The organism is Salmonella sp. 2020_1395 (genome assembly GCF_043848115.1).
Taxonomy (GTDB): Bacteria; Pseudomonadota; Gammaproteobacteria; order Enterobacterales; family Enterobacteriaceae; genus Salmonella; species Salmonella enterica.
On the sequence record NZ_JBCMFH010000006.1, the window covers coordinates 337,259 to 351,145 of the forward strand.

Sequence of the window (13,887 nt, forward strand, 5' to 3'; positions counted from 1 at the left end):
CATAAACTTGTCGCCACCCTAATGATTAAAACGAGAAAAAAATGATGAATTACGAATTGATGACCACCCAGAACGCACCGGTAAAAATGTGGACCAAAGGCGTACCGGTAGAAGACGATGCCCGTCAGCAGCTGATCAATACGGCGAAAATGCCGTTTATTTTCAAACATATTGCCGTTATGCCGGATGTGCATTTGGGGAAAGGATCGACCATCGGTAGCGTGATCCCGACGAAAGGGGCGATTATTCCGGCGGCGGTGGGCGTGGATATCGGTTGTGGAATGAACGCGCTGCGTACCAGCTTAACGGCGGCCGATCTGCCGGAAAATCTGGCGGAACTGCGTAACGCCATAGAGGCCGCTGTGCCTCACGGGCGTACCACCGGACGCGGGCGTCGCGATGTGGGCGCATGGGGAAAACCGCCCGCCAACGTTGATGAAAAATGGGCGCAGCTGGAAGCGGGATATCAGTGGTTAACGCAAAAATATCCGCGCTTTTTGAATACCAATAGCTATAAGCACCTGGGAACGTTGGGAACCGGTAACCACTTTATTGAGATCTGTCTGGATGAAACCGATCGGGTATGGATCATGCTGCACTCCGGTTCGCGCGGGATCGGTAACGCCATCGGCACCTATTTTATCGGCCTGGCGCAGCAAGAAATGCAGGAGCAGTTAGAAACGCTGCCGTCCCGCGATCTGGCGTATTTTAATGAAGGAAGCGAATATTTTGATGATTACCTGAAAGCGGTACACTGGGCGCAGCAATTCGCCAGCCTGAACCGCGAGGCGATGATGGAAAACGCGCTGGCGGCGCTCCAGCGCTGCGTGGAAAAACCGATCGCCCTCGATATGGACGAGATCAACTGCCACCATAACTATGTGCAAAAAGAGCAGCACTTTGGCGAAGAGATTTATGTGACGCGTAAAGGGGCGGTTTCGGCGCGGCGCGGTGAGTTCGGTATCATTCCCGGTTCGATGGGGGCGAAAAGCTTTATCGTGCGCGGGCTGGGTAACGAAGAGTCGTTCTGTTCGTGCAGCCACGGCGCCGGGCGTGTGATGAGCCGAACGAAAGCGAAGAAACTGTTTAGCGTTGACGATCAGATTCGCGCCACCGCGCATGTCGAATGCCGTAAAGATGCGGACGTGATCGACGAGATCCCAATGGCGTATAAAGATATTGATGCGGTGATGGCGGCGCAGTCTGACCTGGTGGCAATCATGTACACCCTGCGGCAGGTGGTGTGCGTTAAAGGATAGAAAATGGCAAGGATCATCGCGCTGGATGGCGCACAGGGAGAGGGCGGCGGGCAGATTTTGCGCTCGGCGCTGAGTTTATCAATGATAACCGGCCAGCCGTTTGAAATGAGCGGCATCCGCGCCGGGCGCGCCAAACCGGGGCTGCTACGCCAGCATTTAACGGCGGTGCGGGCGGCAACGGAAATCTGCGGCGCGCAGGTGAACGGCGACGAGCTGGGCTCGCAACAGTTGCGTTTTACGCCGGGGCCGATTCGCGGCGGCGAGTACCGTTTCGCGATTGGCAGCGCGGGCAGTTGTATGCTGGTGCTGCAAACCGTCCTGCCCGCGCTGTGGTTTGCCGATGGTTCATCCCGCGTGGAGGTTCACGGCGGGACGCATAATCAGGCCGCGCCCAGCGCCGATTTTATCTGCCGCGTCTGGGAACCGCTGTTGGCGAGGATGGGCATCAACCAGCGTACCACGCTGATAAAACACGGCTTTTATCCGGCAGGCGGCGGCGCGGCGGCAACGGTCGTCGAACCGGCAGCGTCTTTACGCGGTCTGACGCTGATATCGCGCGGCGAGACGCGGCGTATCACCGCCGAAGCTTTGCTGGCCTCGGTGCCTCACCACGTTGGCGAACGTGAAGTCGCAACGCTGGAAGCCCACTTCCCGCGGGCGGAGAAAAACGTCGTTGCGCTGGAAGGCGGCTGCGGGCCGGGCAACGCGCTGTCGCTGATGATTCAAAGCGAACAGTTGACCGAACTGTTCGCCGCGTTCGGCGTAAAAGGCACCAGCGCGGAAGCGGTAGCTAACCAGGTTGCGCATGAAGCGCGGCGCTATCTCGCAAGCCCGGCAGCGGTGGGAGAGCATCTGGCCGACCAGCTGATTTTACCGTTGGCGCTGGCGGGCGAAGGCGCGTTTACCGTGGCGCGGGCTTCCGCTCACTTGCTTACCAATATTGCGGTGGTGGAACGGTTTTTGCCGGTAACGTTCAACCTGGAGGAGGCGAGGGAGATGGTGCAGGTTATGGTAAGTAAAAAGGATAGCGGATCATGACATACCACGCTGATTTCCTTGATGCTGAACAACGCGTTGCTGACGCCATCCCGGAGAGGGATGTTAATCCCTTTTCCGGCCCTTCAACGATGCGGCGAAGAGTGCTGGTGAGTCAGGACGGCGAGCCGGTTATCGTGCTGTGTCTTTTTGTCGCGCTGGAAGAGGGGCGCTGGATCGTTGAGCAGTGCTTCAGCGGCATCATGAATAATGATAAGACTATTACGATATTATACGGTCAGCACGTTCACTTATTTGATACGGATTCACATCAGGTTAAGAGCCTGTTTCTTGATGATTATGTTGGCCATATTTATTCAATACCCGATGTTTGGGATCATAAGGCCTCGCTGAGTGAGAATTTCCTGGTCACAACCTTTCAGTATACGTTTCTTATCAACGTGAGTTCCGGCATTATCTGGCGATCGGAACCGTGTGGTATTGATGGCGTCATTATTCACGATATCCGGGAGGGTATTATTTATGGCAGTGGCGAATGGGACCCGCCGGATGGATGGGCGCCATTTAACCTGCGGCTGAGCGACGGCCATCGGGCCTGAAGCCAACTCAACGTCTGGATTTACGTTTATGCCCCCGGCCTACAAAACCAGCAATATCAATATGTTTTAAAATGACTCTACAGGCCTGATAAGCGAAGCGCCATCAGGCACACGTTAAACCCCGTACCCCATCATCTTCAGCAACTGCTGCGCGTGCTGTACCGCGTCCTGACGGTGCGCGACGCCGAGTTTCTGGTAGAGGTTGCGGATATGCGTCTTAATGGTGGTCGCGGCCACCGCCAGTTCACCGGCAATCTGTTCGTTGCTGTAACCAGAATAGATAAGCCCTAACACCTGCCATTCACGCTGGGTGAGCGGGCTGGTGCGAATAAGCTCCGGGACATCCGGATGGTTAAGCAGGCGCTCGACGAAGCCTTCGTCAAAATGGGCGAATTTATGCCGGTGATGTTGGTTAATCTCTCGCAGGATGCGCTGCGCGCGATGCTGCTCCATCTCCGGCAGCGTATTGAGTTGAATCAGCTGACGCAATTGTTGCGCCATGGCTTCGCCTTCAATCACAAAATGGCTGATAAATCCGGTGCGGTTGGCAAGCTGTAAGGCATCAAGCAATACGCGCTGGGCGTCGTTTTTCCGCCCGGATTGCCAGTAAAGCTGATTGAGTAACAGCAGATTGCGGTTTAAATCGCTCATTAAGCGCAGGCTACGGGCATTCTCATTTAACTCTTCCAGCACGATTTCCGCAGGCTCGAATTCGCCCAGCAGGATCTGCGCGCGGGCGATATTCCGCCATTGTCCTTGCAGAAAATGGTTATTGGCAAACGCCGGTTTTGGCGTATGGCGTAACCAGTTGGCGGCGGATTTTTTGTCGCCGGTTAACTGCCAGTAAATGACACGCACTTTATCGGCGTTAGAGATCCAGTCACAGTGATAACGGCCATTGCCTAATAAATTTTCCAGTCGGTTAAGCTGACTACGGGCATTATCCAGATCGCCGCGCGCCAGCGAGCACTGCACCAGTAGCGTCAGGCACTGCAACTGTTGTTGCGGCTGGAAGGTGGACAGCACAGCGATACCGCTGCGCGCCGAGGCCTCCGCTTCGTCAAGGCGCGCCCACGCCCACAGCAATTGCGCGCGGATACGTACCAGAAACTCATGCATCGGCAGTTGTTCCAGATGTTGCTCTTTGATCAACTGGAAGGCTCTCTCCTGCGTTTCCCATGCGGCCTGCAGGAATCCCTGGGCGAACTGAATTTCGCTTTGTTGAATTAAGCTCCACAGCGCGTAATGCCAGACGTCATGATGGCGCGCCATTTGTTCGGTTTGCTGCATCAGCGATAAAGACTGGCTGAGATCGCCTTTACAGTGCAGCACTTCGCCGTGAACGGAGGTCGCGACAATGCGGCTATAAAACCAGGCGAGAGGAAGCTCATCCAGCGCCAGTTTCGCCAGCCGCTCAGCCTCTTCCGGATTGCCGTCGTTGATGGCGACCTGGGCGCGCAGCGCGTTAAATTCAGCATGCAGCGTGCCGTCCATAACCCCTTTGATCTCTTGCTCGGCGCGCGCCAGCAACGTATTCACTTCGCTGTAGCGGTGTTGGCTTTGCATCAGCCAGGCCTGTAACAACACCAGCCGCGGATTTTCCAGCAGGCTTTCCCACGGCAGCGCTTTTAATGACTCTTCCAGCAGCGCCAGTTCACTGTGATTAAACAGCCCCCACGCATGGTTAAGCAGGATATCGCGCAGCATTTGCGCGTCACCCGCCGCCAGCGCATGATGTATAGCTTCGCTGGGAAAACCTTGTTCCATCCAGCTTTCTGCGGCCGCGCGGTGGATCTCCGGCAGTTCCGCCGCCAGTTCCCACTGGCAACGCTGGCGCAGAAAGCTACCAAACAACGGGTGATAGCTAAACCATTCGCCCGTGTCGTCCATGCGTTGCAGGAATAACCCCTGGCGCTCAATCTCCTCCAGCCGCATCTGGCCGTTTTCTTCGCCGGTCACGCGCACGATCAACGCGTCATTCATTGAGCGTAAGATCGCGCTTTTAAGTAAAAAATGTCGGGTGCTGACATCCACGTTATCCAGTACTTCGTCCACCAGATAATCAGAAAGGTGGCTGGCATTAATCCCGGCAAGACGGCGGGCGGAGTGATGCGCAGAGGTATGGTTCTGGCGCGCGGAGAGGGCGATCAACTGTAGCGCAGTGGCCCAACCGGCCACATCGTCGCACATGCGGCTGCTCTCAGCGGCTTCAATGGGCGACGAAAGACGACGGTCAAAAAATTGCTTTGCTTCCTGATGGTTAAAAGCCAACTGCTGGCTGCCGATTTCCAACAGCTGATCGCGCACGCGCAGGTTAGCGATGCCCAGTTGCGGCAAATTACGCGATAACACCACCAGGGTGAAATTTTCCGGCTGATGCCGTAAGAAAAAGCGCATCGCGTCGTGAATCACCGGATTGGTAATCAAATGGTAGTCGTCAATCACCAGATAAAGCGGGCGATGCCACTGCGCCAGTTCAATAAAGAGCTGCGCGAAGAGGGACGTCAGGCTGGCATACTGACGTTTTTGCGCCATCGCTTCGCTGGTAGAGCAGTGTCCGCCGGTGGCCTGTTGGATAGCGGCAATTAAGTAACTGGCGAATCGCTCTTGCTGGTTATCGCCTTCGTCGAGAGAGTACCAGCCTAATTCATTTTTGCCCGCCGCCCACTGTGAGACAAGCGTGGTTTTCCCATAGCCAGCAGGACTGGTTACCAGGGCGAGCCTGAAATTGTTCGCGCCGGAAAGTTTAGCCAACAGCCGCTCACGAACCACGGTATGGTCGAGACGAACCGGACGACTTAATTTAGACGGAATCAACATAGCAATCACTTCACTGTGGGAAATGGGGGGAACTGCGATTTTTTTTGCGCTTCGTAATTAATAGATATAAGGTCGGCCAGAAAGCATTTTAATGCAAGCTAAGCAGACTTTTTATGTGTCTGAATTTGCACTCTGTCACAATTCTAAATAACGGTATTAAAAAAGTATTCGGCGCGGTTGAAACGAGCGTCAGAGCTGGGCTGAGGTCATATTTCCGTTATTGTAAATAATGTCCTGGACATCATCCGGATTTAACACAATGGCGATACCAGGCGTTTAATTAATTATGTTTAGTGAGTGAATCTCCCGCCGCTGAATATTTCAGGTAAGAAACTATTTCGGCGTTCATATAATCTTTCGAAAATACCCCTTCGCGATTTACTGTTATTTCTGTTTATTCATTTGATTATGCGTAACACTGGGTGTCGTTGACAGGAATCGGCGCGTTTATACAGGGGTAAGTGGCGGCGATCACACTTTTATGCTCATCCCCGCTCCTCCTCCCTCCCTAATCATTGCCGGGAGGAGGAAGGTCAACATCGAGCCTGGCAAACTAGCGATAACGTTGTTTTATTACCCGAGGACGGATTTCCTATGTCACAGCCAACCTTCAATAAAGATCAATTCCAGGCCGCCCTGACGCGTCAGTGGCAGCGTTTCGGTTTACTGTCGGCGTCCGACATGACGCCTCGTCAGTGGTGGCAGGCCGTTAGCGGCGCGCTGGCGGAATTACTGAGCGCGCAACCGGTAGCGCAGCCGATGAAAGGCCAGCGTCATGTGAACTACATTTCGATGGAATTTTTGATTGGTCGCCTGACGGGAAATAACCTGTTAAATCTGGGATGGTACCAGGACGTTAGCGATGTGCTGAAAGCGCACGATATTAATCTGACCGATCTGCTGGAAGAGGAAGTCGATCCGGCGCTCGGCAACGGTGGTCTGGGACGTCTGGCCGCCTGCTTCCTCGATTCGATGGCCACCGTCGGGCAGTCCGCTACGGGCTATGGTCTGAACTACCAGTATGGGCTGTTCCGTCAGTCATTTGTTGAAGGCAAGCAGATGGAGGCGCCTGATGACTGGCATCGCGGCAGCTATCCGTGGTTCCGCCACAACGAGGCGCTGGACGTCCAGGTTGGGATCGGCGGTAAAGTTACCAAAGAAGGGCGCTGGGAGCCAGGTTTTGTGATTACAGGCCAGGCCTGGGATCTGCCGGTGTTAGGCTATCGTAACGGCGTCGCGCAACCGCTGCGTTTGTGGCAGGCGACCCACGCGCATCCGTTTGATCTGACCAAATTCAACGACGGCGCTTTCCTGCGGGCGGAACAGCAGGGTATCGATGCGGAAAAACTGACGAAGGTGCTTTATCCCAACGATAACCACACGGCGGGTAAAAAACTGCGCCTGATGCAGCAATACTTCCAGTGCGCCTGCTCGGTAGCGGATATTCTGCGTCGCCACCATCTGGCCGGACGCAAACTGCATGAGCTGGCGGATTACGAGGTCATTCAGTTGAACGATACTCACCCGACCATCGCCATTCCGGAACTGCTGCGCGTGCTGATTGACGAGCACCAACTGAGCTGGGATGACGCCTGGGCTATCACCAGCAAAACCTTCGCCTACACCAACCACACCCTGATGCCAGAAGCGCTGGAGTGCTGGGATGAGAAGCTGGTGAAAGCGCTGTTGCCGCGTCATATGCAGATTATCAAGCAGATTAACGATCGCTTTAAGACGCTGGTCGATAACACCTGGCCTGGCGATAAGCAGGTATGGGCAAAACTGGCGGTGGTGCACGACCGTCAGGTACGCATGGCCAATATGTGCGTGGTCAGCGGCTTTGCGGTCAACGGCGTGGCGGCGCTGCACTCCGATCTGGTGGTGAAAGATCTGTTCCCGGAATATCACCAGCTTTGGCCGAACAAATTCCACAATGTCACCAACGGCATTACACCGCGTCGCTGGATTAAACAGTGCAATCCGCAGCTTGCGGCGTTGCTGGATAAAACGCTGAAAAAAGAGTGGGCTAACGATCTCGACCAGTTAATCAACCTCGAAAAATACGCTGACGACGCCACATTCCGTCAGCAGTATCGCGACATCAAACGGGCGAACAAAGAACGGCTGGTGAAATTCATCAAGGCCCGTACCGGGATTGAGATTTCAAGCAACGCGATTTTTGATATTCAGATCAAACGCCTGCACGAGTACAAGCGTCAGCATCTGAATCTGTTGCATATTCTGGCGCTGTACAAAGAGATCCGCGAAAACCCGCAGGCTGACCGCGTACCGCGCGTATTCCTGTTTGGCGCGAAGGCGGCGCCGGGCTATTACCTGGCGAAGAACATCATTTTTGCTATCAATAAGGTTGCGGAAGCCATTAATAACGACCCGGCGGTGGGTGATAAGCTGAAGGTGGTTTTCCTGCCGGATTATTGCGTCTCGGCGGCGGAAATGCTCATTCCGGCGGCGGATATTTCCGAGCAAATTTCTACCGCCGGGAAAGAGGCGTCCGGCACCGGTAACATGAAACTGGCGCTGAACGGGGCGTTGACCGTGGGAACGCTGGACGGCGCTAACGTTGAAATCGCTGAAAAGGTGGGTGAAGAGAATATCTTTATCTTTGGCCATACTGTGGAAGAGGTCAAGGCGCTCAAAGCCAAAGGCTACGATCCGGTGAAATGGCGTAAAAAAGACAAAGTGCTGGATGCGGTGCTAAAAGAGCTGGAAAGCGGTCAATACAGCGATGGCGATAAACATGCCTTTGACCAGATGCTGCATAGCCTCGGCAAACAGGGGGGCGATCCGTACCTGGTCATGGCGGACTTCGCCGCTTATGTCGAGGCGCAAAAGCAGGTGGATGCGCTGTATCGCGACCAGGAAGCGTGGACGCGCGCCGCGATCCTCAATACCGCGCGCTGCGGTATGTTCAGTTCCGATCGCTCTATTCGCGATTATCAGGCCCGTATCTGGCAGGCAAAACGCTAAGGGAGCGCGATGGAAAATAAACGTCTCGATAGTGCCGCGCTGGCGGCGGGGATCAGCCCCAGTTACATCAATGCTCATGGCAAACCGCAGTCTATTGGCGCTGAAACCAAGAGACGTTTGCTGGCGGCGATGCACGGCACGACAACAGGACCACAGGCGGTCGTGCCGAATGTGAAGGTTTATACCGCGGGTAAAAAAATGGCGTTGCCGGTAGAGGGGCGCGGTGAGTTTGCCTGGCTGCTGACTACGGAAGAGGGCATGCATTACAAAGGGCGCGTGACGGGCGGTAAAAAACTTAACCTGCCGGCTACGTTGCCGGAGGGCTACCACACCCTGACGTTGACCCAGGATGAACAGCGTACGCACTGCCGGATTATCGTCGCCCCGCCGCGATGCTATGAGCCGCAGGCGCTGCTGGAGGGGAAAAAACTGTGGGGGGCCTGCGTCCAGCTTTATACTCTGCGTTCAGAAAAAAACTGGGGTATTGGCGATTTCGGCGATTTGAAGTCGATGCTGGTCGACGTGGCGACACGCGGCGGCGCGTTTATCGGCCTGAACCCGATCCACGCGCTTTATCCGGCGAATCCGGAGAGCGCCAGTCCCTACAGCCCCTCGTCTCGTCGCTGGCTGAACGTGATATATATCGACGTCAACGCCGTCGAAGATTTCCGCCTGAGCGAAGAGGCGCAGGCATGGTGGCAAATGCCCGCCACACAGCAAAAGCTGCGACAGGCACGCGATGCGCAATGGGTGGATTACGCTACCGTTACCGCGCTGAAAATTACGGCGCTGCGGATGGCGTGGACGCGGTTTGCCGCTCGCGACGATGCGCAAATGGCGGAGTTTCGTCACTTTATCGCCCGCGAAGGCGAGAGCCTTTACTGGCAGGCGGCATTCGACGCGCTGCATGCGTATCAGGTAAAAGAGGATGAGCAGCGCTGGGGCTGGCCAGCCTGGCCGGAGGCGTACCAGTCGGTAGAGTCTTCCGCTGTAAAACAATTCTGTGAAGCGCACCGCGAAGAGGTGGAGTTTTACCTCTGGCTTCAGTGGCTGGCCTGGCGCCAATTCGCCGCCTGCTGGGATACCTGCCAGAGTTTTAAACTACCGATTGGTCTGTACCGCGATCTGGCGGTTGGCGTAGCGGAAGGCGGCGCGGAAACCTGGTGCGACCGGGAGCTGTACTGCCTGAAAGCATCTGTCGGCGCGCCGCCGGATATCCTCGGCCCGCTCGGTCAGAACTGGGGGCTGCCGCCAATGGACCCGCATATTATTGTCGCCCGGGCGTATGAGCCCTTTATCGACCTGCTGCGCGCCAATATGCAAAACTGCGGCGCGTTGCGCATTGACCATGTCATGTCGTTGCTGCGTCTGTGGTGGATACCGTATGGCGAAACAGCGGATCAGGGGGCTTACGTCCATTATCCGGTAGATGATTTGCTTTCTATTCTGGCGCTGGAGAGCCAACGTCACCGCTGTATGGTGATAGGCGAAGATCTGGGGACGGTGCCAGTTGAGATTGTCGGCAAGCTGCGCGATAGCGGGGTCTATTCTTATAAAGTGCTGTGGTTTGAAAATGACCTTGAGAAAAACTTCCGCGCGCCAGGCGCGTATCCGCAACAATCGATGGCTGTCGCCTCGACGCACGATCTCCCCACGCTGCGCGGCTATTGGGAATGCGGTGACCTGACGTTGGGTAAAGCTCTGGGGCTTTATCCGGATGAAGTGATTCTGCGCGGGCTGTATGAGGATCGCGAGCGGGCGAAACAGGGGCTGTTGGACGCGCTGCATAAATATGGCTGTCTGCCAAAACGCGCCGGGCATAAGGCATCGTTAATGTCGATGACGCCAACGCTAAATCGCGGACTTCAGCGCTATATCGCCGACAGTAACAGCGGTCTGTTGGGGCTTCAGCCGGAGGACTGGCTGGATATGGCCGATCCGGTTAACGTACCGGGCACCAGCGATCAGTATAAAAACTGGCGACGGAAGCTCACCGCCACGCTGGAGCAGATGTTTGCCGATGAGGGTGTAAACAAGCTGATTAAGGATTTGGATAAGCGCCGAAAAGCGGCCGCGAAGAAGAAGTAATAAAGCCGGGGATTTCCCCGGCTTTATGATGGTGAGAGCACGTAGGCCTGATAAGCGCAGCGCCATCAGGCAATCCTGGCGCACATTGCTGCCTTATCCGGCCTACAAGCCGCCTCGCTTAAACCACCATACCCAGTAGCAGACAGCCGATCAGGCCGCAGACGGAGATGATCGTTTCCAGCATCGACCAGGATTTAATGGTCTCGCCGATAGTCAAATTGAAATACTCTTTGAATAGCCAGAAGCCCGGGTCGTTGACGTGAGAGAAAATCACGCTCCCGGAACCGACTGCGATAACCATCAGTTCAGGGCTAACGCCGGTAGTGGCGATCAGCGGCGCCGCAATGCCGCCTGCGGTAATCGCCGCGACAGTCGCGGAGCCCAGCGCGATACGCAGCACCGCCGCGATAGACCACGCCATCAACAGCGGAGAGACATTGGTTTCATGCATCATTGAAGCGATGTATTTATCCACGCCGCTATCGACCAGCACCTGCTTGAACGCGCCGCCGCCGCCGATGATCAGCAGCATCATGGCGATAATTTTGATGGAAGAGACCAGCGTATCGTTAATCTGATCCATTGAACGCCCGCGGTTCAGGCCAAAGGTGAACATCGCAATCAGTACGGCAATTAACGTAGCCATTACCGGGTCGCCCAGGAACTCGGCAACGGGCAGGAAAGCGTGGCCTTTTGGCAGAATCATCTCGGCAACCGCACGCATCGCCATCAGAATCACCGGAACCAGCGACGTCCAGACGCTGACGCCAAAGCCCGGCATCTCTTCTTCCGTAAAAGTTTTCGCGCTGTACAGGCCTTCCGGGATCGGCTTATCGATGCCTTTCAGGAAACGGGCGTAAACCGGGCCGGCAAGGATCACGGTCGGGATCGCCAGAATCGTACCAAACAGCAGCGTCTTACCCATATCGGCATGGAAAATCGTGGCGATTGCGGTTGGGCCCGGGTGCGGCGGCAGGAAGCCGTGTGTGACGGAGAGCGCCGCGGCCATCGGCACGCCGACGTACAGTAACGGGATATTCGCCGCTGCGGCAATGGTGAATACCAGCGGCAGCATCAGAACGAAGCCCACTTCATAGAACAGAGCGAAGCCGACGGTAAAGCCGGTTAACACTACGGCCCACTGAATATGCTTTTTACCAAATTTCGCGATCAGGGTAGTGGCGATACGTTGAGCGCCACCGCAGTCGGCAAGCATTTTGCCCAGCATGGCGCCGAACCCCATAATCAGGGCCAGACTGCCAAGCGTACCGCCGACACCGGCTTTGATGGAGCCGATGACTTTATCCAGCGGCATTCCCTGCATCAACCCGACAGCGAGCGCTACCAGGACAAGGGCGATAAATCCGTTCATTTTGAAGCGGATCATCAGAAGAAGTAACAAGATAACACCGATAGCAACGATGACTAATGGCATGATTTACCTGGCCTTTACTTTGTTATGGGTAACGTCATTGTTTCGACGACAAATTCCTGTTGTTCCCGACGGGAACAGAGTCGCAATAGCACCAATACTGATTACCGTTGAAACGAATGAGCGTAGTCAGATGTTATATGGATGTTAGGTGCCCATAAGAATGATACGGGTAACATATGGGTGTTGAAAATGACCCTGGCAGGCAAAATTTAAATTATGAGACACAGGTCATGTTATCGGCGAAAGAAGAAGGACCATTGCTCTGAGATGTGGCTGATGGCACAGGATGGCACCGTAGACGCCTTATTCGGCCTACGGTGGGGCAGACAAGGCCCGACAGGCGCAAGCGCCATCGGGCATGGATGCGGGGAAAATCTTAGTAGTATGAGTGCTCGCCGCGCTGGTGTTCGGTCAGATCGCGAACCCCTTTCAGTTCCGGGAATTCATTCAGCAACTGTTTCTCGATCCCTTCTTTCAGCGTGACGTCAACCATCGAGCAACCGTTACAACCGCCGCCAAACTGCAGAATTGCATAGCCTTCATCGGTAATTTCCATCAGCGAGACGCGACCGCCGTGGCCCGCCAACTGCGGGTTAATCTGCGATTGCAGAGCATATTCCACGCGCTCCATCAGCGGCGCGTCATCGGCCACTTTGCGCATCTTCGCGTTTGGCGCTTTCAATGTGAGTTGAGAACCTAGCTGGTCGGTCACGAAATCAATTTCCGCGTCTTCCAGATAGGGCGCGCTCAGTTCATCAACATAAGCGGTCAACAGGTCAAATTTCAGTGCAGTATCGGTGGCTTCTACGGCGTCGGGCGGACAATAAGAAACGCCGCACTCTGCGTTAGGAGTGCCGGGATTAATGACAAATACGCGGATTTGCGTCCCTTCTTCCTGATTTGCCAGCAGTTTGGCAAAGTGCGCTTGTGCAGCATCGGAAATACGGATCATAGTAATGGCCTAATAGTTGACTATTTTAGTTGGTTATAATACGCCCATCATCGAGGCTCTACAAGGTTCGACACAGGCACCATACCTGGACAGTCGCTGCGCCGTTGCGCAAAAGCAGTTGCGCGATTTCCGCGACGGTACTTCCGGTAGTGACGACATCATCCACAATAACCATATGGAGACCCTGTACCGGCAATTCAAGGCGAAACGCGTTTTTCAAATTGCGTTTACGTAACCTGGCGCTGAGATGATGTTGTGTTGCGGTCGCCCGTACCCGCGTGATGGTCTGGCTGTCCCACGCGCAGCCAAGCCAGCGCGCTAACGGTTGGCATAACAGATCGCTTTGGTTAAATCCCCGCCGCCAGTGTCGGCGCGACCAGAGCGGAACGCTGACGATTCTGTCGGGAAGCTGCAAGCCAGTGCTGCGGCGCGCCATGAGGACTTCCTGCAACAGTAGACGCGCCAGTGCGGCGGCAATTTCGCTGCGGCGGGTAAATTTAAGCTGATGCACCAGTAAACTCAAGGGCGGCGTATAGTCACTGACGCTCACCAGACGCTGCCAGGGCGGCGGTTTTTGCAGGCAGCGACCGCAGGGGAGCGAAGGATGCGCGGCGGGTAATCCACATTGCGGACACAGGCTGACGCGCTGGCGGACGGCGCGCGCGCATACGGAACAAATCCCCCAGTGGCTTAACGCCAGCGGCATTCGGCATAGCCAGCATAATCCCGGTACTGTTAGCATAGGTGCAT

General features: G+C 55.4%; 9 protein-coding genes. 5 read left to right on the forward strand and 4 right to left on the reverse strand.

The features are described 5' to 3' along the window. Positions 1 to 44: 44 nt before the first annotated feature. From rtcB to ACH0WD_RS12585, 3 genes are read left to right on the forward strand one after another with little or no spacing between them, the layout of a single operon-like run. Positions 45 to 1,259 (forward strand): RNA-splicing ligase RtcB, encoded by a 1,215-nt coding sequence (gene rtcB, locus ACH0WD_RS12575; RefSeq protein WP_001105523.1) that lies wholly within the window; start codon positions 45 to 47, stop codon positions 1,257 to 1,259. Between the two features lie 3 nt (positions 1,260 to 1,262). Further along, the gene (rtcA, locus tag ACH0WD_RS12580; RefSeq protein ID WP_000101025.1) at positions 1,263 to 2,297 is read left to right on the forward strand and encodes an RNA 3'-terminal phosphate cyclase; all 1,035 of its coding nucleotides are present in this window, start codon (positions 1,263 to 1,265) and stop codon (positions 2,295 to 2,297) included. Beyond that, the gene (locus tag ACH0WD_RS12585) at positions 2,294 to 2,854 is read left to right on the forward strand and encodes a hypothetical protein (protein ID WP_000220923.1); all 561 of its coding nucleotides are present in this window, start codon (positions 2,294 to 2,296) and stop codon (positions 2,852 to 2,854) included. Before rtcA ends, ACH0WD_RS12585 begins: the two co-directional genes overlap by 4 nt. Positions 2,855 to 2,968: 114 nt before the next feature. On the opposite strand, the gene malT is transcribed toward ACH0WD_RS12585, so the two are convergent. Next, on the reverse strand, positions 2,969 to 5,674 hold the full coding sequence (malT, locus tag ACH0WD_RS12590; protein WP_000907030.1) for an HTH-type transcriptional regulator MalT: 2,706 nt from the start codon (positions 5,672 to 5,674) through the stop codon (positions 2,969 to 2,971). Between the two features lie 594 nt (positions 5,675 to 6,268). Between malT and malP the strand changes: the two genes are divergently transcribed. Together malP and malQ are read left to right on the forward strand one after the other, a co-directional pair. Further along, positions 6,269 to 8,662 carry a maltodextrin phosphorylase gene (malP, locus tag ACH0WD_RS12595; RefSeq protein WP_000082241.1) on the forward strand — a complete coding sequence of 798 codons (2,394 nt, stop codon included), beginning with the start codon at positions 6,269 to 6,271 and terminating at the stop codon, positions 8,660 to 8,662. 9 nt (positions 8,663 to 8,671) lie between these two features. Beyond that, entirely contained in the window at positions 8,672 to 10,750 is a 2,079-nt protein-coding gene (malQ, locus tag ACH0WD_RS12600; RefSeq protein WP_000428716.1) for a 4-alpha-glucanotransferase, read from the forward strand. A gap of 118 nt (positions 10,751 to 10,868) precedes the next feature. On the opposite strand, the gene gntT is transcribed toward malQ, so the two are convergent. The 3 genes from gntT to gntX form a co-directional block, all read right to left on the reverse strand. Beyond that, positions 10,869 to 12,185 carry a gluconate transporter gene (gntT, locus tag ACH0WD_RS12605; protein ID WP_001131741.1) on the reverse strand — a complete coding sequence of 439 codons (1,317 nt, stop codon included), beginning with the start codon at positions 12,183 to 12,185 and terminating at the stop codon, positions 10,869 to 10,871. Positions 12,186 to 12,561: 376 nt separating this feature from the next. Beyond that, a complete protein-coding gene (gene nfuA, locus ACH0WD_RS12610; protein ID WP_000619387.1) occupies positions 12,562 to 13,137 on the reverse strand; it encodes a Fe-S biogenesis protein NfuA in 576 nt (191 codons plus the stop codon). Positions 13,138 to 13,195: 58 nt separating this feature from the next. Further along, the gene (gene gntX, locus ACH0WD_RS12615) at positions 13,196 to 13,879 is read right to left on the reverse strand and encodes a DNA utilization protein GntX (RefSeq protein ID WP_000958733.1); all 684 of its coding nucleotides are present in this window, start codon (positions 13,877 to 13,879) and stop codon (positions 13,196 to 13,198) included. Positions 13,880 to 13,887 lie beyond the last annotated feature (8 nt).

Bases quoted from the DNA above. Each gene is read 5' to 3' on its own strand.
- rtcB (WP_001105523.1), top strand. From the start codon at position 45: ATGAATTACGAATTGATGACCACCCAGAACGCACCGGTAAAAATGTGG.
- rtcA (WP_000101025.1), top strand. From the start codon at position 1,263: ATGGCAAGGATCATCGCGCTGGATGGCGCACAGGGAGAGGGCGGCGGG.
- ACH0WD_RS12585 (WP_000220923.1), top strand. From the start codon at position 2,294: ATGACATACCACGCTGATTTCCTTGATGCTGAACAACGCGTTGCTGAC.
- malT (WP_000907030.1), bottom strand. From the start codon at position 5,674: ATGTTGATTCCGTCTAAATTAAGTCGTCCGGTTCGTCTCGACCATACC.
- malP (WP_000082241.1), top strand. From the start codon at position 6,269: ATGTCACAGCCAACCTTCAATAAAGATCAATTCCAGGCCGCCCTGACG.
- malQ (WP_000428716.1), top strand. From the start codon at position 8,672: ATGGAAAATAAACGTCTCGATAGTGCCGCGCTGGCGGCGGGGATCAGC.
- gntT (WP_001131741.1), bottom strand. From the start codon at position 12,185: ATGCCATTAGTCATCGTTGCTATCGGTGTTATCTTGTTACTTCTTCTG.
- nfuA (WP_000619387.1), bottom strand. From the start codon at position 13,137: ATGATCCGTATTTCCGATGCTGCACAAGCGCACTTTGCCAAACTGCTG.
- gntX (WP_000958733.1), bottom strand. From the start codon at position 13,879: ATGCTAACAGTACCGGGATTATGCTGGCTATGCCGAATGCCGCTGGCG.